The 22,871-nt window shown below is 72.1% G+C and carries 20 protein-coding genes; 14 read left to right on the top strand and 6 right to left on the bottom strand.

Features of this window, described 5'->3' with window-relative positions; all coding sequences use genetic code 11:
• The first annotated feature begins 174 nt into the window (after positions 1-174).
• From ACFQRI_RS17245 to ACFQRI_RS17235, 3 genes are all read left to right on the top strand, one after another.
• Positions 175-3,342, top strand: a complete 3,168-nt coding sequence (locus ACFQRI_RS17245; RefSeq protein WP_380669753.1) for an ATP-dependent helicase — start codon at positions 175-177, stop codon at positions 3,340-3,342.
• Positions 3,339-6,584 (top strand): ATP-dependent helicase, encoded by a 3,246-nt coding sequence (locus ACFQRI_RS17240; RefSeq protein ID WP_380669751.1) that lies wholly within the window; start codon positions 3,339-3,341, stop codon positions 6,582-6,584. The genes ACFQRI_RS17245 and ACFQRI_RS17240 overlap by 4 nt, the downstream gene beginning before the upstream one ends.
• 75 nt (positions 6,585-6,659) lie before the next feature.
• A complete protein-coding gene (locus ACFQRI_RS17235) occupies positions 6,660-7,265 on the top strand; it encodes a hypothetical protein (RefSeq protein WP_380669749.1) in 606 nt (201 codons plus the stop codon).
• A 346-nt stretch (positions 7,266-7,611) separates the two neighbouring features.
• On the opposite strand, the gene ACFQRI_RS17230 is transcribed toward ACFQRI_RS17235, so the two are convergent.
• Positions 7,612-8,136, bottom strand: a complete 525-nt coding sequence (locus ACFQRI_RS17230) for a hypothetical protein (protein ID WP_380669747.1) — start codon at positions 8,134-8,136, stop codon at positions 7,612-7,614.
• A gap of 130 nt (positions 8,137-8,266) precedes the next feature.
• Between ACFQRI_RS17230 and ACFQRI_RS17225 the strand changes: the two genes are divergently transcribed.
• Positions 8,267-9,346 (top strand): potassium channel family protein, encoded by a 1,080-nt coding sequence (locus tag ACFQRI_RS17225; RefSeq protein ID WP_380669745.1) that lies wholly within the window; start codon positions 8,267-8,269, stop codon positions 9,344-9,346.
• 48 nt (positions 9,347-9,394) lie between these two features.
• Positions 9,395-9,823, top strand: a complete 429-nt coding sequence (locus ACFQRI_RS17220) for a hypothetical protein (protein WP_380669743.1) — start codon at positions 9,395-9,397, stop codon at positions 9,821-9,823.
• 95 nt (positions 9,824-9,918) lie between these two features.
• Here ACFQRI_RS17220 and ACFQRI_RS17215 read toward each other — a convergent pair whose 3' ends face one another.
• The 3 genes from ACFQRI_RS17215 to ACFQRI_RS17205 are packed head-to-tail and all read right to left on the bottom strand — an operon-like array spanning position 9,919 to position 12,502.
• Positions 9,919-10,734 (bottom strand): peptidoglycan-binding domain-containing protein, encoded by an 816-nt coding sequence (locus ACFQRI_RS17215; RefSeq protein WP_380669741.1) that lies wholly within the window; start codon positions 10,732-10,734, stop codon positions 9,919-9,921.
• 30 nt (positions 10,735-10,764) lie between these two features.
• Positions 10,765-11,622: a M23 family metallopeptidase gene (locus ACFQRI_RS17210; RefSeq protein ID WP_380669739.1), complete on the bottom strand. Its 858-nt coding sequence runs from the start codon at positions 11,620-11,622 to the stop codon at positions 10,765-10,767.
• Between the two features lie 43 nt (positions 11,623-11,665).
• Positions 11,666-12,502, bottom strand: a complete 837-nt coding sequence (locus tag ACFQRI_RS17205; protein WP_380669737.1) for a peptidoglycan-binding protein — start codon at positions 12,500-12,502, stop codon at positions 11,666-11,668.
• Positions 12,503-12,815: 313 nt separating this feature from the next.
• Between ACFQRI_RS17205 and ACFQRI_RS17200 the strand changes: the two genes are divergently transcribed.
• A complete protein-coding gene (locus ACFQRI_RS17200; protein ID WP_380669735.1) occupies positions 12,816-13,691 on the top strand; it encodes an NBR1-Ig-like domain-containing protein in 876 nt (291 codons plus the stop codon).
• Between the two features lie 62 nt (positions 13,692-13,753).
• On the opposite strand, the gene ACFQRI_RS17195 is transcribed toward ACFQRI_RS17200, so the two are convergent.
• Both ACFQRI_RS17195 and ACFQRI_RS17190 read right to left on the bottom strand, forming a co-directional pair.
• Positions 13,754-14,983, bottom strand: coding sequence for a neutral zinc metallopeptidase (locus ACFQRI_RS17195; RefSeq protein WP_380669733.1), 1,230 nt, complete (start codon positions 14,981-14,983; stop codon positions 13,754-13,756).
• A gap of 290 nt (positions 14,984-15,273) precedes the next feature.
• The gene (locus ACFQRI_RS17190; RefSeq protein WP_380669731.1) at positions 15,274-15,540 is read right to left on the bottom strand and encodes a hypothetical protein; all 267 of its coding nucleotides are present in this window, start codon (positions 15,538-15,540) and stop codon (positions 15,274-15,276) included.
• A 153-nt stretch (positions 15,541-15,693) separates the two neighbouring features.
• Here ACFQRI_RS17190 and ACFQRI_RS17185 point away from each other — a divergent pair, with 153 nt between their 5' ends.
• The 8 genes from ACFQRI_RS17185 to ACFQRI_RS17150 all read left to right on the top strand — a co-directional run bounded on the left by ACFQRI_RS17185 (position 15,694) and on the right by ACFQRI_RS17150 (position 22,868).
• Positions 15,694-16,530 carry a helix-turn-helix domain-containing protein gene (locus ACFQRI_RS17185; RefSeq protein WP_380669729.1) on the top strand — a complete coding sequence of 279 codons (837 nt, stop codon included), beginning with the start codon at positions 15,694-15,696 and terminating at the stop codon, positions 16,528-16,530.
• The gene (locus ACFQRI_RS17180; protein ID WP_380669727.1) at positions 16,527-16,721 is read left to right on the top strand and encodes a DUF397 domain-containing protein; all 195 of its coding nucleotides are present in this window, start codon (positions 16,527-16,529) and stop codon (positions 16,719-16,721) included. The genes ACFQRI_RS17185 and ACFQRI_RS17180 overlap by 4 nt, the downstream gene beginning before the upstream one ends.
• Positions 16,722-16,834: 113 nt before the next feature.
• Positions 16,835-17,245 (top strand): hypothetical protein, encoded by a 411-nt coding sequence (locus tag ACFQRI_RS17175; RefSeq protein ID WP_380669725.1) that lies wholly within the window; start codon positions 16,835-16,837, stop codon positions 17,243-17,245.
• Positions 17,242-17,769: a DUF3558 family protein gene (locus tag ACFQRI_RS17170; protein ID WP_380669723.1), complete on the top strand. Its 528-nt coding sequence runs from the start codon at positions 17,242-17,244 to the stop codon at positions 17,767-17,769. Before ACFQRI_RS17175 ends, ACFQRI_RS17170 begins: the two co-directional genes overlap by 4 nt.
• 14 nt (positions 17,770-17,783) lie before the next feature.
• Entirely contained in the window at positions 17,784-19,139 is a 1,356-nt protein-coding gene (locus ACFQRI_RS17165; protein WP_380669721.1) for a PPE domain-containing protein, read from the top strand.
• A gap of 129 nt (positions 19,140-19,268) precedes the next feature.
• Positions 19,269-20,087 carry an ESX secretion-associated protein EspG gene (locus ACFQRI_RS17160; RefSeq protein WP_380669719.1) on the top strand — a complete coding sequence of 273 codons (819 nt, stop codon included), beginning with the start codon at positions 19,269-19,271 and terminating at the stop codon, positions 20,085-20,087.
• A gap of 103 nt (positions 20,088-20,190) precedes the next feature.
• Complete coding sequence (locus ACFQRI_RS17155) at positions 20,191-21,504, top strand: M16 family metallopeptidase (protein ID WP_380669717.1); 1,314 nt, start codon at positions 20,191-20,193, stop codon at positions 21,502-21,504.
• Positions 21,501-22,868 carry a M16 family metallopeptidase gene (locus ACFQRI_RS17150; RefSeq protein WP_380669715.1) on the top strand — a complete coding sequence of 456 codons (1,368 nt, stop codon included), beginning with the start codon at positions 21,501-21,503 and terminating at the stop codon, positions 22,866-22,868. Before ACFQRI_RS17155 ends, ACFQRI_RS17150 begins: the two co-directional genes overlap by 4 nt.
• The last annotated feature ends 3 nt before the right edge of the window (positions 22,869-22,871 follow it).

The following is a 22,871-nucleotide window of genomic DNA, read 5'->3' as shown; positions in this document are numbered from 1 at the left end:
ATTCGCAGGTCGCGGGCGGGGGTGGCCCGTGGTGAGGAGGAATGTGCCAGAGCCCCAAATTGGTTTGCACCACCAAAGGTCGCAGGCCGTTCCCAGTCGGTTCCCGGAGAAGTTCGGCACAGATCCGCGCGCCCGTTCGGGATCTTGACGGCGCTTCGTGGTTCCATCGGATCCGTGCCGACCCCCACCGCTCCCGTTCTCGTGCGCCGCGCCGAGACCGCTCGGCGGACCACGACCTGGGACGACGCCGGTCGGCGCGCGCTGGAGCACTCCTTCGGCTTCCTGCGCGTGCTGGGCGGTCCGGGCACCGGCAAGTCCACGCTGACCGCCGAGCTGGCCGCCGACCGGATCCGAAACCGCGGCGCGTCGCCGGAGAACGTGCTGGTGCTGACCGGGAGCCGCCGCGCGGCGTCCTGGATGCGCACCGAGATCACCCGGTTGCTCGCCGGATCCGAGGGACTGCGCACCTCTCCGGAACCGCTGGTGCGCACCGTGCACTCCTACGCCTTCGCGGTGCTGCGGCTGCAGGCGGTGCGCGACGAGCTGCCCCCGCCGCAGCTGCTGGCCGGGCCCGACCAGGACGCCCTGGTGCGCGAGCTCCTGGAGGGCGACCTCGACCTCGGTGCGCCGGACTGGCCGGAGACCCTGCAGCCGGCGCTGAGCGTGCCCGGGTTCGCCGAGGAGCTGCGCGACCTGCTGCTGCGCGCCACCGAGCGGGGCGTGGGCCCGGAGCGGCTGGTCGAGCTCGGCCGCGAGCACGGCCGCCCGGAGTGGGTCGCCGCCGGCCGCTTCGCCCGGCAGTACGAGCAGGTCACGCTGCTGCGCGGCGCCGGCGGATCGCAGGCCCCGGCGGTCGACGCGGCCGAGCTGATCGCCACCGCGCTGCTGGCCTTCGACACCGATCCCGGGTTGCTGGCCGCCGAGCAGGACCGGGTCCGCTACGTGCTGCTCGACGACGCCCAGCACCTCGACCCGCTGCAGCTGCGCCTGGTGCGCGCGCTCGCCGACACCGCGACCGAGTTCGTCATGACCGGCGACCCGGACCAGGCGATCTACACCTTCCGCGGTGCCGACCCGCGCGGGTTCCTGGACGCCGATCCCGACGGTTCGGACACGGTGGCGCTCACCACCGATCATCGGATGTCCAAGCCGGTGCGGGAGGCGGTGCAGCGCCTGGCGGCCCGGCTGCCCGGTCACGGCCCGCAGCGCCGCCTGGTCGAGCCCGACGAGGCGCGCGAGGGAGCGGTGCAGGTGCGGTTGCTGGCCACCGAGGCCCAGGAGGCCTCGTGGGTTGCCGACCAGCTGCGCCGCGCGCACCTGCTGGAGGAGATCCCGTGGTCGCGGATGGCCGTGGTGGTGCGCTCCACCGGCCGTTCGCTGCCGGTGCTGCGCCGCGCGCTGCTGGCCGCCGGGGTGCCGATCACGCTGCCGACCGACGACCAGCCGCTGGCCGCGCGCACCGCGGTCCGACCGCTGCTGACCCTGCTGCGCTGCGCCGCGCGCCCCGACCGGCTCGACGGGCAGGCCGCCGAGGAACTGCTCAACTCCCAGCTCGGCGGTGCCGACCCGCTCGCGCTGCGCCGCCTCAAGCGCGGTCTGCTGCGCCTGGACTCGGCCAGCGGCGGCGGGCGCGCCAGCAGCGAGCTGCTCGTCGAGGTGCTCAACGGCGGCGACCAGCTCGCCGCGCTGGAGGAGTCGGCGGCCGAACCGGCCCGCCGGATCGCCCAGCTGCTGGAGCTCGCCCGCGGTTCGATCGAGGCGGGCCAGACCGTGGAGGAAACCCTCTGGCGCGTCTGGAAGGCCTCCGGGTTGGAGAAGCGCTGGGTGGCCCAGTCCGAGCGGCACGGCGTCACCGGCATGCAGGCCGACCGCAACCTGGACGCGGTCGTGGCGCTGTTCGACGCCGCGGCCAACTACGTCGACAAGAACCCGGGCAACGACGCCTACGGCTTCATCACCGGGCTGGAGGGTCAGCAGATCGCGGGTTCCTCGCTGGCCCCGACCGCACCCAGGGACAACGCCGTGCAGATCCTCACCGCGCACGCCGCGGCCGGGCAGGAGTGGGACGTGGTCGCGATTCCCGGTGTGCAGGAGGGGACTTGGCCCGACCTGCGGCTGCGCGGTTCGCTGCTGGGCGTGGAGCGGCTGGTCGACGTGCTCTCCGGGATGTCCGCCGAGCGGGTGTCGGCGACGGCGCCGCTGCTGGCCGAGGAGCGCCGCCTGCTGCTGGTCGCCGCCAGCCGCGCCCGGCGCAACCTGCTGGTCAGCGCGGTTCGCGGGGAGGACGAGCAGCCCTCCCGGTTCCTCGACGAGCTCGACGGCGTGGAGAGCGACCCGGATTCGGCCGAGCGCCCCGTGGAGCGGCCGGAGCGCGGCCTGACCCTGGCCGACCTGGTCGGCGAGCTGCGCCAGGTCGTCTGCGACCCGGAGGAGGGCCCGGAGCGCAAGCGCCGCGCCGCGCACCAGCTGGCCCGGCTGGCCGCCGACGGAGTTCCGGGTGCCGATCCGGACTCCTGGTACGGCCTGCCCGAGAGCTCCTCCGGCGCACCGATCGTCGCCGCGGACGAGCCGGTCCGCGTCTCGCCGTCCACCGTGGACATCCTGGCGAAGTGCCCGCTGCGCTGGCTGATCGAGCGCAACGGCGGCCAGGACACCGCCGAGCTCGCCGCGGTGACCGGAACCCTGGTGCACGCGCTGGTCCAGGCCGCCGCCGACGGCGCCGACACCGAACGCCTGCACGCCGAGCTGGACAAGGCCTGGGAGCAGGTCGACGCGGGCGCGCCGTGGTTCTCGCGCAGGGAGCGCGAGCGGGTCGAGGGCATGCTCGACGCGTTCATCCACTGGCTGGTGCAGTCCCGCGCCGAGCTCACCCAGCTCGGCGTGGAGAAGGACCTCGACGTCACGGTGCCGGGCAAGGACGGCGGGCCGTGGTTGCGGCTGCGCGGCCGCGTCGACCGGCTGGAGTCCGACGGCGACGGGCGCCCGGTGGTCGTCGACGTCAAGACCGCGAAGTCCCCGGTCAGCAAGAACGAGGCCGCCGAACACCCGCAGCTGGCGGTCTACCAGCTCGCCGCGGCGCTGGGGGCCTTCGGCGAGGAGGGCGAGCCCGGCGGCGCCCGGCTGCTCTACGTCGCCAAGTCCGACCGCACCGGCGCGGCCACCGAGCGCGCCCAGGAACCGTTCGACCGGGAGAACTTCGAGCTCTGGCTGAACGTGGTGCACCAGGCCGCCGCGGACAGCCTCGGCCCGATCTACGCCGCGCGGGAGAACTCCGACTGCTCCCGCTGCCCGGCGCGGACCAGCTGCCCGGTGCACCCGGCCGGCAGGCAGGTCTCGCAGTGATCAGTCCGCAGCGGATCGCCCAGGCGCTGGGCCTGCACTCGCCCACGCCCGAGCAGGCCGAAGTCGTCGCCGCACCACCGGAACCGGCGCTGGTGGTGGCCGGCGCGGGCGCGGGCAAGACCGAGACGATGGCCGCCCGGGTGGTGTGGCTGGTGGCCAACCAGATCGTCACCCCGGAGCGCGTGCTGGGCCTGACCTTCACCCGCAAGGCCGCCCGCCAGCTCGCCGATCGCGTCCGCGCGCGGCTTCGCCGGCTCGCCGGTTCCGGGTTGCTCGACGAGGTCGACCCGAGCGGCCAGCTGCGCGCCACCGTGCTCACCGAGGAGCCCACGGTGCTGACCTACCACGCCTACGCGGGCCGCATCGTCGGCGAGCACGGCCTGCGGGTTCCGGTGGAGCCCGGCGCGCGGCTGCTCAGCGAGACGGCGTCCTGGCAGCTCGCGCACCGGGTGGTGTCCAACTGGACCGAGGACTTGGACACCGACAAGGTGCCCACCACCATCACCGCCTACGTGCTCGCGCTGGCGGGCGAGCTCGCCGAGCACCTGGTGGACCCGTCGGATCTGCGCGCGCACGCCGAGAAGCTGTGCTCGATCATCGAGAACGCGCCGCGCGCCAAGGGGCAGCGGGCGAACCTGCCGCAGGACATGGTGAAGGTCGTCGCCGCGCAACGGCTCCGCACCGCGCTGCTGCCGATGGTCGAGGAGTACGCGCAGCGCAAGCGGCGCGAGGGCGCGATGGACTTCGCCGACCAGATGTCGCTGGCGGCGGTCCTGGCCGCGGGCCACCGCGAGGTCGTCGAGGGCGAGCGCGCGCGCTACGGCGCCATCCTGCTCGACGAGTACCAGGACACCGGGCACGCCCAGCGGGTCCTGCTGCGCTCGCTGTTCGGGCAGGGCGAGCCGCTGCCGGTCACCTCGGTGGGCGATCCCGCGCAGGCCATCTACGGTTGGCGCGGCGCCAGCGCGGCCAACCTGCCGCGGTTCACCACCGACTTCCCGCGCACCGAGGTCGACCACCCCGCGCCCGCGCGCCGCTACGGGCTGCTGACCAGCTTCCGCAACCCGGCCGAGGTGCTCGACGTCGCCAACGCGGTCTCCGAACCGCTGCGCCGGGCGGGCCTGGAGGTCGAGGAGCTGCGCGCGCTGGAGGGCGCGAACGAGGGCGACATCCGCGTCGCGCTCACCGAGCACGTGCGGGCCGAGCGCGAGTGGGTGGCCGACGGGATCACCGCGCAGTGGCAGGCCGCTATCGACGAAACCGGCCGCCCGCCAACGGCGGCCGTGCTGGTGCGCCGCCGCGCCGACATGGCCGACATCGCGGTGGCGCTGCGCGAGCGCGGGCTGCCGGTGGAGGTCGTCGGCCTGGGCGGGCTGCTCGACGAACCCGAGGTCCGCGACCTGGTCTCCGCGCTGCGCCTGCTGGTCGACCCGCTGGCGGGCACCGCGGCCGCGCGGCTGCTCACCGGCGCGCGCTGGCGCATCGGCGCCTCCGACCTCGCCGCGCTGTGGCAGCGCGCCCGCGAGCTCGGCGCCCAGTTCTACGGCGATCCGGACTCCGAGGACCCGGTCGCGGTCGTGCAGGCCGCGCTGCCCGGCGAGAACGCCGTGCAGGCGGGGCTGGCCGACGCGCTGGACGACCCGGGCGGGGAGGAGCGCTACTCGGCCGATGGCTACCGGCGGATCCGCAAGCTGGGCGGCGAGCTGGCCGCGCTGCGCCGCCGCCTGGACCAGCCGCTGCCGGAGCTGGTCGCCGACGTGGAGCGCACCCTGCTGCTCGACATCGAGAGCCTGGCCCGCCCGGTGGGGTCCGGTCGCATCCACCTGGACGCCTTCGCCGACGTGGTCACCTCGTTCACCACCGCCAGCCCCTCGGCGACGCTGCCCTCGCTGCTGGACTACCTCTCGGCGGCCGAGCGCGCCGAGGACGGCCTGGAGCCCGGCGAGGTGGAGGTCGCCGAGGACCGCGTGCAGATCCTCACCGCGCACGCCGCCAAGGGCCTGGAGTGGCAGGTCGTCGCGGTCCCGCACCTGGTCTCCGGCGTCTTCCCCGGCAAGCGCAAGGCGGGGTCCTGGCTGCGCTCGGTGACCTCGCTGCCCGCCGAGCTGCGCGGGGACTCCCCGGACCTGCCCCGGTTGGACCTCGACCGGCTGGAGGGCGTGGACCGCAAGGAGCTCGGCGAGGAGCTGGGCCTGCACGAGGAGGACTTCGAGGCCCGGCGCCTGGCCGAGGAGCGCCGCCTGTTCTACGTCGCGGTGACCCGCTCCGAGCGCGCCCTGCTGCTGTCCGGGCACTGGTGGGGCGAGAACGGCGACCGGCCCAAGGGTCCCTCCGACTTCCTCGCCGAGGTCGCCGAGGTGGTCGCGGGCAACCGGGTGGGCGTGGTCGACGAGTGGGCCCCGGCGCCGGACGAGGACGCCACCAACCCGCTGGCCGAGGAGGTCCGCGGTGCGCAGTGGCCGGTGGACCCGCTCGGCCCGCGCCGCAAGGCCGTCTCCGACGGGGCAGACCTGGTGCGCACCGCGATCGCGGAGCTGGGCACCGACCGGTCCGAGGAGGACGATCCGGACGGCTGGTCCCGCGACGTCGACGTGCTGCTGGCCGAGCGCGCCGCCGCGGCCCGGCGCCGCGAGCAGGTCGGGCTGCCCGAGCACCTGTCGGTGAGCCAGCTGGTGGAGCTGGCCGGGGACACCGACGGGCTGGCGCGCAGGCTGCGGCGCCCGCTGCCGTTCCCGCCGAACCCGATGACCCGCCGGGGAACCGCGTTCCACGCCTGGCTGGAGCACCGCTTCAGCTCCTCGGCGCTGCTGGACTTCGACGAGCTTCCCGGCGCGGCCGACGACTCCGCACCGGTGCACGCCGACCTCGCCGAGCTCCAGGAGGCCTTCCTGGCCGGCTCGTGGGCCGACCGCACCCCGCACCGCGTGGAGGTCCCCTTCGAGACGCAGGTCGAGGGAATCGTGCTCCGCGGCCGGATGGACGCGGTGTTCGCCGACGCCGACGGCGGCTGGACGGTGGTGGACTGGAAGACCGGCGCGGTGCCCGGCGGCGACCAGATCCCGGCGCTGTCGGTGCAGCTGGCCGCCTACCGGTTGGCCTGGGCGGAGCTGTCCGGGACATCGCTGGAGAAGGTGCGCGCGGCCTTCCACTACGTCCGCGACGACTACACCCTGCGCCCGGCCGACCTGCGCGACGCCGACGGTCTGCGCGACCTCATCTCGGCGGTGCCGAAACCGGAGTGACGGGCTCGTTCAAGATTTACACGTTCGGGTGGCGGAGCTTGAGTCCGGATCGGCTGGCGATCGAGTATGCCCTCGATGAACACCGACTGGAAGCTCAGCACACCACCGGAAGCCGCGGTGCGCGTGGACACCGAAGTCCTGGCCATGCGCGCTCCGCTGGTGCGGGTCCATCGCGATGACGAGGGGACCTGGTCGTTCGACGGCCCGGGCGCCCGGCAGCAGTCGAAGCAGACCCGGCTGCAGGCCGTGATCGGGGCGTGGCCGCACGTGGCGGCCCTCGACGACCTCGACGTCGGCGGTGCCGTCGTGTGGTCCTGGCGGCAGCACGGCTGGGCCCCGGAGTTCGAGTGCGAGTGCGGCAGCTGCGAGCAGCCCGTGCCCACCGACATCGACCGCAAGAGCTGGCCCAACGAGCTGCAGCCGCACACCATCATCAGCGTGGAGCAGACGGCGCTGTCCGGTCAGCGGCCGCTCACCGACATCATCCGCACCGAGGGCGGCACCGCCCTGCTCGGGCCCGGCGAGCACCGCCGCACCGTCGACCTGATGACCCCGGTGGCGATGGCCAACGTCATCCGCCGCTGGCCGCACACCATGCAGGCGCTCAAGATGCTCGGCGAGGGCCGAGGCATGCGCTGGAACCCCGAAGCCCTCAACTGGCACGAGTACGTCCTGGCTTAGGGGAGCTGTCGGGGGAGTGAGCTGCGTGGCGGTGCGGGTAGCGGGTCGTGAGACGCCTTCTGGACTCCGCGCGTCGCTCCCTATGTATGCCGATACACGGCGTCCCGACGTGCTCGCCACGAAGCCGCTGAGAACCTCCGGCGGTTCGGGCTGCTTGCCTGCTCGTCGAAGGACCTCCGGTGGTGCGGGGTGGTTGCTCGTTCACCGAAGGAGAAGGCGGCTCCACCGCAGGTCCTGGGAGCTCGGTGGTCGTGGACTTCGCGTGTTGGTGTCGGTGCGCGGAGTTACGTCGTGCTCGCCGCGGGGCCGTTGAGGACCTCCGGTGGTGCGGGGGCCTGAGCAGGGCTCAGGCGTTCTCCGGCTCCGGCTCCAGCAGGCGGGAGTAGAGGACCTCCAGCAGCCAGCGGCCGAAGGTGGAGGAGCCGAACTCGGCGGTGCGGTCCTCCGGGGCGATGATCAGCTCGGCGTCGCCCTGCGAGCTGGTGCGCACCGCGCCCGCGCCGTAGTAGTCGAGCTCCAGCATCGACAGCACGTCGTCGGTGCCGCGCGAGGGCAGCACGGCCGCGCAGGGCGCGAAGGTCAGCAGCATCCCGCAGGCCTGCAGGGCCTTGCCGGGTCTGGACACCGGCACGAGCGTGCCGAGCAGGTCGACCGCCGCGACGGGCAGCTGGTCGTGGTGTTCCGGTTCGGACCAGGTCTTGAACCAGGCCGGGTCGAGCTCGGGAGCCCAGCCGTTGTGCACCCGCCACCGGTGCACGTTGGGCCTGATGCGGGCGACGGCCGTGAACCGGGTGCCGAGCACGTCGACGTCCGGGACCAGCCGTCCGTCCCAGCCGAGGGCCTGGGCTGCGTGGTGTAGCCGCTGCTGCACCGCTGCATGGTAGAACGCCGGATACCGGTTCCGGGATGGGGATTGACCTGGTTTCCCCCGCGAATTCGGTGCTGTGTACGGAGGCGTTAACGTTGCGCGCCGTGAGTGACGACGTCGGGGAGCGCGGGTAATGGAGCTGGGGTCCAAGCGACTGGTCCACCGGGAGCAGGACGAGCTCTCCGGCCGCCCGGACCACACGCTGGTCGGCGTGATCCGGATGCCGCGCAGCACGATCAGCCCGGTGCGCTCGATCGTGCGGCGGATCCTGTACGCGTCGATCGCGCTGGCGGCCACCGTGGCCATCGTCTACATCGGCCGCGACGGCTACAGCGACTCCAGCGGCGGCGAGATCGGCCTGCTGGACGTCGTGTACTACGCCACCGTGTCGCTGTCCACGACCGGTTACGGTGACATCACGCCGGTCAGCGATGCTGCCCGGCTGGTCAACATCCTGGTCATCACGCCGCTGCGGGTGCTGTTCCTGATCGTGCTGGTCGGCACCACCCTGGAGGTGCTCACCGAGCGCTCCCGGCAGGCTTACAAGATCCAACGCTGGAGGTCCAAGGTGCGCGACCACGTGGTCGTCATCGGTTACGGGACGAAGGGCCGTTCGGCGGTCACCTCGCTGCTCGGCGACGACGCGGACCCGGGCCGCATCGTCGTGGTGGACACCGACCGCGCCGCCCTGGAGTCGGCCTCCGCTCAGGGCCTGGTCACGGTCAACGGTTCGGGCACCCGCTCGGACGTGCTGCGCGTGGCAGGCGCCTCGCGGGCCAGCGCGATCGTGATCGCCACCGAGCGCGACGACACCGCGGTGCTGGTCACCCTCACCGCGCGCGAGCTCGCGCCGAAGGCGCGCGTGGTGGCCGCGGTCCGGGAGGCGGAGAACGTGCACCTGCTGCGCCAGTCCGGTGCGGACTCGGTGGTGGTCTCCAGCGACACCGCGGGCAGGCTGCTGGGCATGGCGACCTCCACGCCGTCGGTGGTGGAGATGTTCGAGGACCTGCTCTCGACGGAGGCGGGCTTGGCGATCGCGGAGCGCGACGTGGAGGCCACCGAGATCGGCGGTTCGCCGCGGCACCTGCCGGACATGGTGCTCGGCGTGGTGCGCGGCGGGAACCTCTACCGGGTCGACGCACCGGAGGCCGACGCCATCGAAGCGGGCGACCGGCTGCTGTACGTTCGCAAGTCACCGCCACCCGATTCGTGATCGTCCTGTGCCACCGCACCGGGTGAGCGGCCTGGCACTATCGGTGGGGTGGGAAGCACTCGAGGTGCGGCCTCGGTGGCGTCGATCCTGCTCGTGCTGGGCGTTCTCGGCGTTGTGGTGGCCGGTGCGACGATCTGGCCGCTGGTCGCGGCCGCCGGTGAGCGCACGGAGCTGCGCCAGGTGACGGCGAAGGTGCTCGAACGGCGCCCGTGCGGCCCGAAGGCGCAGGGCGACCGGGTCGAGGTGCGCGTCGGGGGCGAGACCCGCACCGGAACGTTCAGCGGCTGCGGGCACTTCGCGGGCACCGAGCTGAAGGTGCTGGTCCCGGCCCGCGCCCGCGACGGTTTCGTCGCCGTCCCAGCGGATTCCGCGCGCTCGGGGCTGGAAGACCTGACGTTGCGCACGAACCTCGTCCTGGTCACGCTGGCCGCCGTGGCCGGTGGCGGCTACGGCGTCCTGCTGGCCGGGAGGCGCTGAGAGCCGTTGCGGGGACTGCCGGGAAGTCCGGAACCTCGCGCGCGGGAAAGGGGCCCAGCGCGACGGCAGGACCCTTCCCGCACGGGCGGCGTCGGCTACCCGCGCTGGTACTCCTCCCAGGTCACCTTCTCGACCTTCGGGCCGTCGTCCGGAGCCCCGTTCGCGAGCCCGTTGCGGCCCTCGAAGTAGTCGCCGACCTGCTGCTGGGCCTCCGGCGACATGTCGGTGTCGCTGATCGCGATGGCGTGGATGTGCGCGGCCCAGTCGCCCTGCTCCGGGGTGCGGTGCCACGCGGCGAAGCCCACCTGCCGGAGCGCCTTCACGGCCGCGTCGGCGGACAGGCCGCGCACCGAGATGTCCACGGCGCCACCGCCGTCGTGGGTCCCGCCGGACTGGTCCACGCCCCCGTAGGAGCCCTGGGTGAGCGTGAAGCTCTCCCCGGCCCGCTTCTCGGCCGCCTCGATCATGGCCGCGGTGCGCTGGTTCACCGGTTCACCGTCCATCGACGTCCTGGAGCCGACGTCGATGACCCGCTTCACCTCGTAGCGTCCCTCGCCCAGCTCGGCCAGCGAGCTCGCGTCCGGCAGCCCGGTGGCGTCCAGGCCCTCGTAGCCCAGCTCGCGCTGGTACTCCGCGTAGGCGTCCACCGTGGAGGTGCCGAAGTGCCCGTCGACGTAGCCGCGGTCGAGCAGTCCCTCGACCGCGAGCGCCTTCTCGACCGCTTCGACGCTCGGGCCGGACCCGTCGGTGACGTCCTGGTCCGACTTGTGCGGATCCCGCATGGCCGCCTCGATCACGGCCTCCATGTTCACCGCGGTGGCCTTCTCCTCGGCCAGCGCCGGGGTCGCCGATCCGGCGACCAGCGCGCCGGAGAGGGCGGTGAGCACCGCCGCGGTTGCCAGCTCGCGCACGTCTTCCCTCCTCCCGTGTCGTCGGCTCGCTCAGCCGCAGTGCTCGAAATCGCTGCTGTACTCGGCGGATCCGATGGAGCCGCCCCACTTCACGCAGGTCTGGGCGGCCGAGGCGCGCACCGGTCCCGCGTAGTACTGGAACTCGCCGGAGTCGGTCTTGCGGTCGGCGCCCCGGACTTCCAGGAAGGCCGAGACCGGAGTCCTCCGGTCCAGCTTCTCCGCCTTGAGCGCGGTCACGCAGTTCTTGCCGCTGTCGCCGTTGTAGAGCAGGTAGACCTCGCCGGCCTCGCCGAGCTGGTGGCTGTCGACGACCGAGTAGCCGTCGCCGCAGACCTCGCCGGGGCTGTGCGGGTTGCCGCTCCCGCCGCCGCAGTTGTTGCTGGTGAACTCGGTCTTGCCGTAGTAGGGCACTGGTGCGCCGTCGAGCACGACCTTCTCGTCGGCGCCGTCGAGCCGCTGCTCGTAGTGCAGGTGCGCGCCGGTCGAGCCGCCGGTGTTGCCGGCCTCGCCGATCTTCTCGCCGCTGCGGACCTCGTCGCCCTGGCCGACCGACTGCGCGGACAGGTGCGCGTACCGGGTGGTCCAGCCGCCGCCGTGGTCGATCTCGATCCACTTGCCGTAGCTCTCGTCGCCCTCGTCGCCCACGACCGACACGGTCCCGCCCGCCGAGGCCACGACGGCGTCCCCGGAGATGCCGGACTTCTGGAAGTCCACCGAGTTCGCCGGGCTGTGCCCGCCGTAGGTGGCGGCGACCGCGGTGTAGCCGCACTCGAAGGGCATCTGGAAGTCGGGCTCGGCCAACGCCTCCCCGGCGCCGGCGCTCACCATCGTGGCGGCGGCCGCGACCGCGAGCGCGCTCGTCGCCGCCAGCTTGCGCATGAACTTCATCTTCTCTCCGTTTCCCGCGCTTTCGAGTAGTCGGTTCCGCGGCTCAGCGGTCCTCGCCGCGCTGGTGCTGCTCCCAGGTGCGGACGGGCTCCACCTCGGGCCCGTCGTCCGGCCCGTCGTTCGCGAGCCCGTTCTTGCCCAGGTAGTAGTCCCCGACCTGCTCCCTGGCCGGTTCGGACAGGTCGGGGTCGCTGATCGCGACGGCGTGGATGTGCGCGGGCCAGTCGCCCTGGCTCGGCGTCCGGTACCAGGCCGCGAAGCCGACCTCGCGCAGCGCCCGGACCGCTTCGGTCGAGGTGGCCCGGTCCATGCCGTCGACGTCGACGTCCACCGCGCCGCCGCCGTCGTGGGTGCCCGCGGAGGTGGGGTCGCCGCCGGGGTTGTAGGAACCCTGGTCCACCGCGAACTTCGCGCCGAAGCGCTCCTCGGCCTCGGCCAGCATCGCCGCGGTGCGCGCGTTCACCACCTCGCCGGTGTGCGTCGTGCGCTTCCCCGGCCGGACGACGCGGGTGACCTCGAAGCGGCCGGCCGCGAGTTCGCGCAGGGATTCCGCGCCGGGCAGCCCGTTCGCGGCGATGCCCTCGAAGCCCATCGAGCGCTGGTGCTCGGCGTAGGCGTCGACGGTCCTGGTGCCGTAGTGCCCGTCGACGTACTGCTGGTCGAGCAGCCCCTCCGCGCGCAGCGCCCGCTCGATGACCTCGACGCTGGCCTGCGCGCCGGGAGTCGGCTCCTGGTCGTCGCGCTGCGGGTCGATCTGCGCGGCGCGCAGCGCGGCCTCCACGTCGACCGCGTCCTGCGGTTGTCCGGCGGCGGTGGCCGGAACGCTCGCGAGCACCGCGAGCGCCGCGGTGATGGCGAGTCCTGCCGGTCGTGTTCTCAACGTCGCTCCCTCGAATCGGTCGATGACGCTGGGTGCGACTCTGGCGGCGCGGTGCGACCGTCCGACACCGATCGGACGCGCCCCGTTACGCCGGATGGTGTCGTATGACAGCACCGACGGTGTCGTGCGCTGGAAATTCGCTCGTTCGTACCGGAGCTGTCACGCGTTTCCTGCTAACGTCTCGACCGCCACGGTGAGTGACAGCGCGGGCTGTTCGCGTGACGGGGTTGACGCCGCACCTGACGGCGCCGGGCCCCGCGGGCGCCTCGCGCTGCACGACAGCCGGTGATCCCGGCGCTCATGGGAGGACCTGGTGCCTCGATCGCAACGAGCGGAACGACCACCCGCGCTCGAGGAGTTCGTGGTCGCGCTGCGCGCGCTGCGCGAGCGGGCGGGCGAGCCGTCCTTCCGGCGGATGGCGGCGAAGTCCGGTGCCGTCTCGCACGCGACGCTGCACCTCACCGTGACCGGCTACCGCCTGCAGCCCTGGCAGACCGTGCGGGAGTTCGTGCGCGCCTGCGACGGCGACGAGGACGAGTGGTGCGCCCGCTGGCGACGAGCTGCCCAGGAGCTGGCCGGAGCACCGGGCCCCGGGGAGCCGGTGGACGCCGCTCCTGGGCAGCTCGACGGCGCGGAGCCGGTGGCCGAGGTCGCCGCGCTCGAACCGGCGGTGGAACCGCGGGGATCGGACGAGGTCGAGGCCGAAGCGGGCGCGCCGCACCGGTGGTGGCGGTCGCACTGGTTCCTGGTGCTGTCGGTGCTCACCGTGCTGGGCGTGCTCGGGGCCGCCGTGCCCATGTTCGCCGGCGCACCGGTCGACGAGCGCGTCGTCCACCCGGGCGATGCGAGCGACTTCCTGCGCGACGTGACCTACCCGGACGGCGCGGTCGTGCCCGCGGACGCGCAGTTCATCAAGGTCTGGGAGCTGCGCAACGTCGGTTCGGTGCACTGGCGGGACCGGTACCTGCAGCGCGTCGACGTCTCGATGGGGTCCGAGGGCTGCCGGACCAGCGAGCGCATCCCGATCCCCGCGACGGCGCCGGGGCAGGAGGTGCAGATCCCGGTCACCGTGCGCACCCCGCCGCGCGGCCAGGTGGACTGCAAGGTCCGCTGGAAGATGGTCGACGAGTCCGGTCGGGAGCTGATGCCGGGCTATCGCCCGATCTACTTCGAGGTCCGGGTCCGCTAGGGCTGCTCCGGGATCGCGCTGCTCGGCGGTGCCGCCGCTCCTGAGGTGGAACGCCCGGACGCTCAGTCCACGTCGCCGTCCGGGGAGAGCCAGGTGTTGCACTGCGCCACGCGGTTCTTGGTGAAGCCCTGGTTGATCCAGATCGCGTTGGTCTCGGTGCTGCCGTGGTCGGCGACGTCGCTGTGCTCGTCGCCGCGCGCCGCGGAGTCCTGCAGCGCGGGGAAGATGAGCTCGTTGCTCACGCCGCCGTTCTGCAGCGCCGCCAGCGACATCCCCTCGAAGCAGGTGGCTTGCAGCTCGGAGCGGCGGGTGAGCTCCAGCCCCTCGGGGCTGGTGGGCCCGGCCTGGTCGAGCGCGTCCCCGTAGGCGGTGTTGATGCCCGCCAGCCCCTGGACGGCGTGGCCGAACTCGTGCGCGAACTGGCCCAGGTAGACGCCCCCGCGGGTGCGGTTCTCGATCTCGGAGTAGTACCGCGCGGTCATGTAGATGGTGTGGTCGTTCGGGCAGTACAGCGCGGTCTGGTTCCACCGCCGCAGGCCGCAGGGGGTGCTGGTGTCCTGGCCGACGGTGATGACCCGCGGGGTCTCCACCGGCAGGTTCGCCTCGTGCAGCGCGGGCGCCCACGCCTCCATCAGGCAGTCGATGACCGCCTGGTAGAAGCGGTCCTGGGCGGAGACCTCGGTGCGGAAGTCCGGGACGCTGCAGGAGGTGCTGACCGCGCCGTTTCCCTCGATGTTGACGGGGTTGTCGCCGAGCGCGACCACCGGCTGCGCGTCGGTGTTCTCGATGTCGCTGCTCGTCGAGGTCGTGCTGCTGGTGGTCGGTTCCGAGCTGCTGGTCTCGGTGGCCTCGCTGGTGCTGGTGGAGGCGCTGCCGTTGCCGATCGGGCGGGTCGTCGCCTCGTCGCTGGAACCGGTGGCCACCGCGGTGACCACGCCCCCGGCCACCAGTGTCACCCCGGCCAGCACCAGGGCCACCACGAGCCCGGCCCGCGACTTCTTCCGCGGCGGCGGGATCGGCACGGGCGCGAATCCCCACGGCTGCTGCTCGGCACGCTGCGCCCGCGGTGGTTGCCCGGCCTGCTGGGGCCACTGCTGCTGCGGTTGCTGCGGGCCCCACTGCTGCTGACCCGCGGGAACCCACTGCTGCTGCGGGTCCTGCGGGGTCCACGGCCGGCCGTGCTGCGCCTGCTGCGGCGGGGCCTCCTGCGGGACCCAGCCCTGCTGGGGCGGCGGCTGCTGCGGACAGGGCTGCTGCCAGGGATGCTGCGGTGGTCCGGGCGGTTGGGTCACGCGCCCCACCTCGGCAACGCGCGTCTGCTGTGGACGACCACCACGACCTCCTCGGCACCACCCGACCTGCGCACCAGACTGTATCGGCTCGACCGCCCGCCCCGGCGGCCCTTCGAGCAAACAACGCCACCGCCCCAACGCCTTTCACGCTCAGCGCCCGGACGATCACGTGGCGTTGTCGATCGATCGCGCGTCGTCCGGGCGATGACCGTCGCCGAGCGGCGAGCTGACGGTGGTTCGGCCTGGGACCGCACGCCCGAGGTGCGCGGCCCCAGCTCGAACCGCGCTCCTCAGAAGTCCCAGGTGTGCTCGCGGTGGGCGTGGCGGGCGACCAGGTTCGCGCAGTCGGGGCAGCGCTCGGTGTACTTCGCCGTCACCGGGACCTGGCCGTAGGGCGTGGCCGACGGGATCAGCAGCCACATCTCGCAGAGCGCGGGGACCCACGCCCCCGAGTACACCGAGCCGGGGAGCGCCGTCATCGCGTGCCGCGCTCGGAATCCCGCGCCGACGATCCAGAACACATCGGTGCTCTCGCGGCGGAACACGTCGAAAACCATCCCATCGAGTCCTTTCGAAGTGCGGAAGTGGATCCCGGATGGCGGCGAAAGCTAATCTCGTTTCAGCGGTTCATCCATTTCGAAACTGATTCGCGAGAAATGAAACGGACCGAAACGCGAAACGGTCGGAGCGGGAAAACCCGGGGGTAGGGCATGTTTCGAGGGCGCCGCGTGTTTCAGGTCGGCCTCGGCGCGGAGCTGCGCAGGCTCCGCGAGCTCAGCGGACTTTCCACCCGATCGGTGGCCGCCAAGCTCGGGACCAGCCCGGCGTGGGTCAGCCGCACCGAGACCGGCGCCCGCAAACCGACGGCCGCCGAGGTCAAGGAGCTCTGCGTCCTCTACGGCGTGACCGGCGAGCCGAAGGACAAGCTCGTCGCCAAGGCCTCCGACGACGGCGGCACCGTCCCGATCCCCGCCGACGAGTACGCCGACCAGCTGGCCAACGTCATGACCCTGGAACGCGAGGCGTCCCGGATCACGGACTTCGGGATCTCCCTGATCCCAGGCCTCCTGCAAACCCCCAGCTACGCGCGAGCGGTGCTGTCGGGAGTTTCCGTCCCGATGCGGGACATGGAGCTCTCCGTGTCGACGCGAATAGGGCGCCAGTGCTTGCTGACCAGGCCCAACGGTCCCGGGACGCGCTTCTTCGTGGACGAGTTCGCGCTTCGCCGAAGAATCGGTGGGGCTCAAGTCATGCGCGGACAGCTCAAGCACCTTCATGCCTGCGCTGAGTTGCCCAAGGTGACGGTTCGCGTAGTTCCGGTGGAAGCAGGTGCGTATCCCGGTTTGGAAGGGCCGTTCGCGGTCTACGAGTTCGAGGCCATCTCCCCGTACGTCTACATCGAGAACCAGAAGGGCGGAATTTTCCTTACCAAGGCTGATGAGACCTGCGAGTATCTTGACGTGTGCGAGCAGCTACAAGCGCTTGCGCTGGACGCGGTGGGCTCGGCCAAGCTGATCGAGAGGATCGCGAAGGAGCTTGACCATTGAACGACTACACCTGGCGCAAGAGCGGTCGCAGCGGCAAGGTCAACTGCGTCGAGGTTGCGCTCAGCGCCGAGTTCGCTGCGGTGCGTGACTCCAAGGCTCCGGAAAGTGGCCACTTAGTCGTCGATTCAACGTCTTGGCGCCGGTTCCTCGCCGGGCTCAAAGCTGGTCGGTACGACCGCGACCTGGGCTGAACGGGTGATCCAGGTCAAATTGCCCGATCTGAACGGAACCGCTCCGCAACGGCCTGCGTCCACGCTAGAGTTACCCCGTCTCATGGGGGATCGCAGGTGCCGGAGGATCTGAGATGACAAGCGCAGAGGGCGGCTTCGCCGCAGCGAAAGAGGCCCTGGGGGCCGTCAGCGGTCAGACGTCGTGGATCAACTCGCAGGTCAGCGCGGGCAAGCTTGCACTCGATCCAGAAGCGGCGGAGAAGGCCGCGAAGCGCTGCGAGGACGAGATCGAGGAGCTTGGTGACCTGTGGAAGATCACTCAGGCTCTGAACACTGTTAAGGGTCTCGGTGACTACCCGGATGGGAAGCAGCTTGCGAAGCGCTTCGAGGACAAAGCTTCTGATCCTGAAGCGGGTGCCATGAAGCTGATTCGTGACTTGCAGGAAGAGCTGCGGAAGCAAGCGGAAGCGTTCCGAGGCGCAGCCAAGGACTACCGCGCTATTGACGAACAGAACGCCGACGACCTTAGGCGAGGTATGAAGTGAAGACGGTTACTCGAGCGCTGATCGCAGCGACCGCCGGCGTGGCGCTGTTCGGTATTTCTGCGTGCTCGGGCAGCGATTCGGGCGACACTGCTGGTGAGCCGAAGCCGCAGGGCAAGGCGATCAGTAGCTTCGATCCCTGCACGTTCTTCAAGCCCGACGAGCTCACGTCGTGGGGGGTTTCTACGCAGAGCGAGGACTTCACGCAGGTCAGCTTCCAGCCGGGTTGCACTTGGGAGGGCGAAAAGATGGACATTGCCCTCCAGAAGAATGCCGACGAGACCGTGCAGAGTCTCAAGGAAGGCGAGAGCTACGACTCCTATGAACCCATTTCAGTTGGGGGGCGTGAGGCTGCGCGAATGATCGTGCCTGGTGCTACCGGGCAGGGTGGCTGCGTGACCGTCGTTTCGACGGGTGGCGGTGTCGTCCTCTACCAGATCGCCGGGGCGATGCGGGACTCCGTCGCCGATCCGTGCGCCGAGATCGAGAAGATCGCCAACCAGACTGCTTCTCGGTTGCCGAAGTGATGTTGGGGGACTAGATGGGCTTCACGAGTTTCGTCACCAACGTCGCCAACGGCGGCATGGACCTCGTCGGCATGGACACCTTCGCCGATGATGCCCGCGAGGAGCAGCTGGCCAAGGCCAAGCAGGCGTACCAGCAGCAGCAGGCGGAGCTGGCGAGGGAGAACCGCGGCCTGGAGGTCGGGCAGTACGACAACCCGGCCATCACGCAGTGCGTGAACTGGGGCGGGTTCAGCCACGCCGACATCTACAAGACCAACCACGAGTCCATCGACCAGGGCAAGGTCGGCGAGATCGGCGACGCCTGGGTCAGGCTCGCCAAGAAGCTGCGCGAGCGCGGGCAGAACTACGGCAAGGACATCGGCGAGATCGTTCGCGGGGGCTGGCAGGGCGAAGCCGCCGACAAGGCCGCCGAGGTCGGCAAGCCCGCGTCCGACTGGATGATGAGCAGCGCCGACGCGTTCGAGGCCACCGGGAACAACCTCAACGCCGCCGGTGACGCCGCGGGCAAGTCCAAGCAGATGGTGCCCAAGCCCGAAGGCTTCAGCTGGGGCGAAACCGCTGCGCACGTCATCCCCCTCGGGGTCGCCGGTGCGGGTCTCGACGCCGTCGGCCAGATGGAGGCGCAGGAAGAGGCCGAGAAGGCCGCGCAGGGAACGATGGGTCGCGTCTACAGCCCGACGCTGACGCAGGTCGACTCGCAGATGCCGCAGTACACCAAGCCGGACGGCAACACCGCGCAACCGCCGCCGGTTCCGCCGCAGGACGGGACCAACTGGGGCGGCATGCCCAGCGGTCCCGGTGGCGGGGGCGGCGGTGCCGGTGGCTACGGCGGCGGTTCGGGCGTCGGTGGCGGTTCCGGGGTCGGCGGCAGCGGGATCCCCGGTGGTGGCCACAGCGGTTCGTCCCCCTCGCAGACCGACAGCGCGTGGGCTGCCAACCCGCCCGGCGGTACCGGGGTGCCCGGGGCCGGAGGTCCGGGGGCAGGCGGTCCCGGAGCCGGTGGCGCCGGAGGTGCTGCGGGCCTGGCGGCCGGCGGGATCGGGGCCGGTGGTGCTCGCGGCGTCGGAGCCGGTGGTGCGCGCGGTCTCGGCGCCGGAGGTGCCGGTGGTGCTCGCGGTGCCGGCATGGGCGCCGGTGGTCGGGCCGGGGCCGGTGGGCTCGGTTCGGGAGCCGGTGCGGGCGCGGCCGGGGCGGCCGGAGCAGGCGGTCGCGGTGCCGCCGGTCGCGGCATGATGGGCGGTGCCGGGGCCGGGCGCGGCCAGGGCCAGGGCGAGGACGACGAGCACGAGCGCCCGTCCTGGCTCGAGGAGCAGGACGACGTCTGGATGAACGACATGCCCAAGACCGCGCCGCCGGTGCTGGGCGAGTAGATCCGACGAACCGCGGTGGCGCCCGGGAATTCCCGGGCGCACCGCGAGATCACTTCCCGGGCCGCGGGACTTCTGAGGCGAGGAGTCCCGCGGCGGGAATTCGAATTCGCCTGAGTGGGAGTACTTCACGTGAGCGTGTTGGGTCGGTGGCAGCTGACGCCCGTGCACCTGGACATCGTCTGCAAATACCTCGGGATCGAACGGCTCACGGCGCCGATCAGCACCCGTTCCTTCGGGCGCACCACCGAGGAGCTCAGCCGCATCGGCCAGGCCGAGCACGCCAACCTGGGAGCCGCCGGGGTCGTCGTCGACGACGAGATCGCGCCGCCGCTCGTCGAGGCGCTCAAGGTGATCGCCGCGCCCTACTTCTGGGTCGACTCCGTGTGGTTCCCGCAGCCGGGGACCGACCACTGCTGGCGCGCGCTGGCCGCCTTCGCCGAGGACAACCGCGTGGTGCTCGGCGTGCAGGCGCCGGGGGAGGAGCCCCAGCGGGGCGGCCTGCTGACCGTCGAGGTGCACCAGAACGTGCCGCTGCCCTCGGTCGTGCTCGGCACCCTGCCGCCCGCCAAGCCCGGCACCGCCGGGGTCGTGCGCGTTCCGCACAGCTCGTTGAACGAGGAGAAGGGCGAGAACTACGACCCGACCAGCATGATGCAGTCCGCCACGCCCCGGCGGGCCAGCAGCGGGGATCGCCAGGTCGCCCTGCTGGAGCAGGTCGGCAAGGCGCCGCACGTGCGGCTCGGGCAGCTGGCCGCCAACCGCCGCGACCAGTACAACCGGCGCAACCGCTCGCAGGTCGTCGCCTGGTTCGACAACGCCGAGCCCGACGGCCGCTACGTCAACAGGGTCGAGCGCGGCAGCACCGGCGAGCCCGTGTACGCGCTCCTGCCCGCCGACGCCCGCACCATCGGCACCGAGATCGACGCGCTCGTCAACAGCCTCCGGTAGCGCGGGACCGCGCGTCCCCGGGGGTGGCGGAATGATCACGACACGCCGGTTCGTGTCGTAGGGGCTCCACATCGAGGGGCTGGTCGGACGTAGGCTGCGGGGCATGGTCGAACCACAGCTGCATCGCGTCACCTTGCCCAACGGGCTGCGCGTGGTGTTGGCGCCGGACTCGGCAGCGGGCCAGGCCTCATCCGGGCAGGCCCCTGTGATCGGCGTCAGCGTGCACTACGACGTGGGATTCCGGTCCGAACCCGAGGGGCGCACGGGCTTCGCGCACCTCTTCGAGCACCTGATGTTCCAGGGCAGCGAGAGCTTGGAGAAGCTCGCGCACTTCCGGCACGTCCAGGGATCCGGTGGTGTCTTCAACGGTTCGACGCACCAGGACTACACCGACTACTACCAGGTGCTGCCCTCGGCGGCCCTGGAGCGCGCGCTGTTCCTGGAGGCCGACCGGATGCGCGCGCCCAAGCTCACCGAGGAGAACCTCGCCAACCAGGTGGACGTGGTCAAGGAGGAGATCCGGCTCAACGTCCTCAACCGCCCCTACGGCGGGTTCCCCTGGATCCTGCTGCCGCCGGTGCTGTACTCGACCTTCGCCAACGCGCACAACGGATACGGCGACTTCACCGACCTCGAGCGGGCCACCGTCGACGACTGCGCGGCCTTCTTCGACACCTACTACTCGCCGGGCAACGCCGTGCTGACCATCGCCGGCGACCTCGACGTGGAGCGCACCGTCGAGCTCGTCGAGAAGCACTTCGGCGACGTTCCCGCCCGCGAGGTCCCGCCGCAGCGCTCCTTCGGCGAGCCGTTCCCGACCGGCGAGCTGCGCGGCAAGCAGGTCGACCAGCACGCGCCGCTGCCCGCCGTGGCGCTGGGCTACCGGCTGCCCGACCCGGTCGGCGAGATCGACGCCTACCTGTCCAACGTGGTGCTGGCCGCGCTGCTCTCCGACGGCGACGCCTCCCGGCTGCAGCAGCGCCTGGTGCACCGGGAGAACCTGGTCGTCGACGTGCACGCGGGCGCGGGCCTGATGGGCGCCCCGCTGGACGCGCGCGACCCGGACACCTTCACCTTCACCGCGATCCACACCCCCGACGTCGGGGTGGAGCGGGTCATCGGGGCCATCGACGAGGAGCTGGACAAGCTCGCCACCGACGGCCCCAGCGAGGACGAGCTGCAGCGGGTCACCGCCCGCTGGGCGGCCAGCCTGCACCGCGAGCACGACCGGGTGGTCTCCCGGACGCTGGACCTCGGCAGCGCCGAGCTGCTGCACGGCCGCGCCGAGATGATCTCCGAGCTGCCCGACCGCATCGGCCGGATCCGCGCCGAGGACGTCGCCGCGGCGGCCAAGGCCATGCGCGCCGACGCCCGCGCCGTGCTGGAAATCGAACCTGGGAACGGAGGTGCGGAATGACCCGCGCTACGCACCGCAGCGCCGAGGAGATCGGCCGCACCGAGCTCGGCCCCCGGCCGCTGCCCGAACTGGGCGAGCGCCGCACCGGGCGCCCGCCGGAGACCGTGGACACCGTGCTGGCCAACGGGCTGCGCGTGATCGCGGCCCGGCACGGCGTCGTGCCGATGGTCGAGCTCCGGCTGCGCATCCCCTTCGCCGGGGACGCCCCGCAGCACCCGGCGCGGGCCGAGATGCTGGCCGAAACGCTGCTCACCGGCACCGCGAAGCGCGACCGGGTGCAGATGGACGTCGACCTGGCCAAGGTCGGCGCCGACCTGCACGCCGTGGTCGACCCCGAGCGGCTCAGCATCGCCGGGGACGCGCTGGCCAGCGGTCTGGACGCGGTCCTGGACGTGCTCGGGGACGCGCTCACCGGTGCGGTCTACCGGGACGAGGAGATCGAGGGCGAGCGCGCCCGGCTGGTCGAGCGGATCGGCGTCGCGCGCTCGCAGCCGCGGGTGATCGCGCGCGAGGAGCTGCAGCAGCACCGCTACGGCGACCACCCCTTCGTCCGCGAGGTCCCCCAGGCCGAGGACGTCGCCGAGGTGACCGCCGAGCAGGTCCGCCAGCTGCACCGGGACGCGGTGCTGCCGCGCGGGTCCGTGCTGGTGCTGGTCGGCGACATCGACCCGGAGCGGGCCGTCGCCGCGGTCGACCGGGCGCTGAGCGGCTGGAACTCCGACGCCTCGGCGCGCGAGCTGCCGCAGCTGCCGCTGGTCAGCGGTGGTGACGTGCGGTTGGTGCACCGGCCGGGCGCGGTGCAGTCGCAGATGCGGCTGTCCGCGCAGGCGGTGCCGCGCACCGACCCGCAGTACCCGGCGATGCAGATCGCCAACCTGTGCTTCGGCGGCTACTTCTCCTCCCGGCTGATGGAGAACATCCGCGAGGACAAGGGCTACACCTACGGCGCGCACTCGTCGTTCGAGTTCACCAAGGGCAACGGCACGCTGCTGGTCGACGCCGACACCGCCAGCGAGGTCACCGCGGCCGCGCTGCTGGAGACCCGCTACGAGCTCTCCAAGATGGCGCTGGTGCCGCCGACCGAGAGCGAGGTCGAGTCGGCCCGCCAGTACGCCATCGGCGGGCTGCTGACCTCCACCGCTTCCCAGTCCGGCCTGGCCTCCACGCTGGTCTCGCTGGCCGCGGCCGGCCTGGGGCAGGACTGGCTGACGGCGCACCCGGAGCGGCTGGCCGGGGTCACCGTCGAGGAGGTCGCCGAGGCCGCGAAGATCTTCGCGCCGACCTCGTTCATCGGGGTCGTCGTGGGAGACGCCGACGAGCTCGCGGAGCAGATGCGCATGCTCGGCGGAGTGGACGTGGCATGAGCG

The sequence above is a fragment of the Saccharopolyspora griseoalba genome, from assembly GCF_042665275.1.
GTDB classification, from domain to species: domain Bacteria; phylum Actinomycetota; class Actinomycetes; order Mycobacteriales; family Pseudonocardiaceae; genus Saccharopolyspora; species Saccharopolyspora griseoalba.
This window is presented reverse-complemented; position numbering and strand designations above follow the sequence as displayed.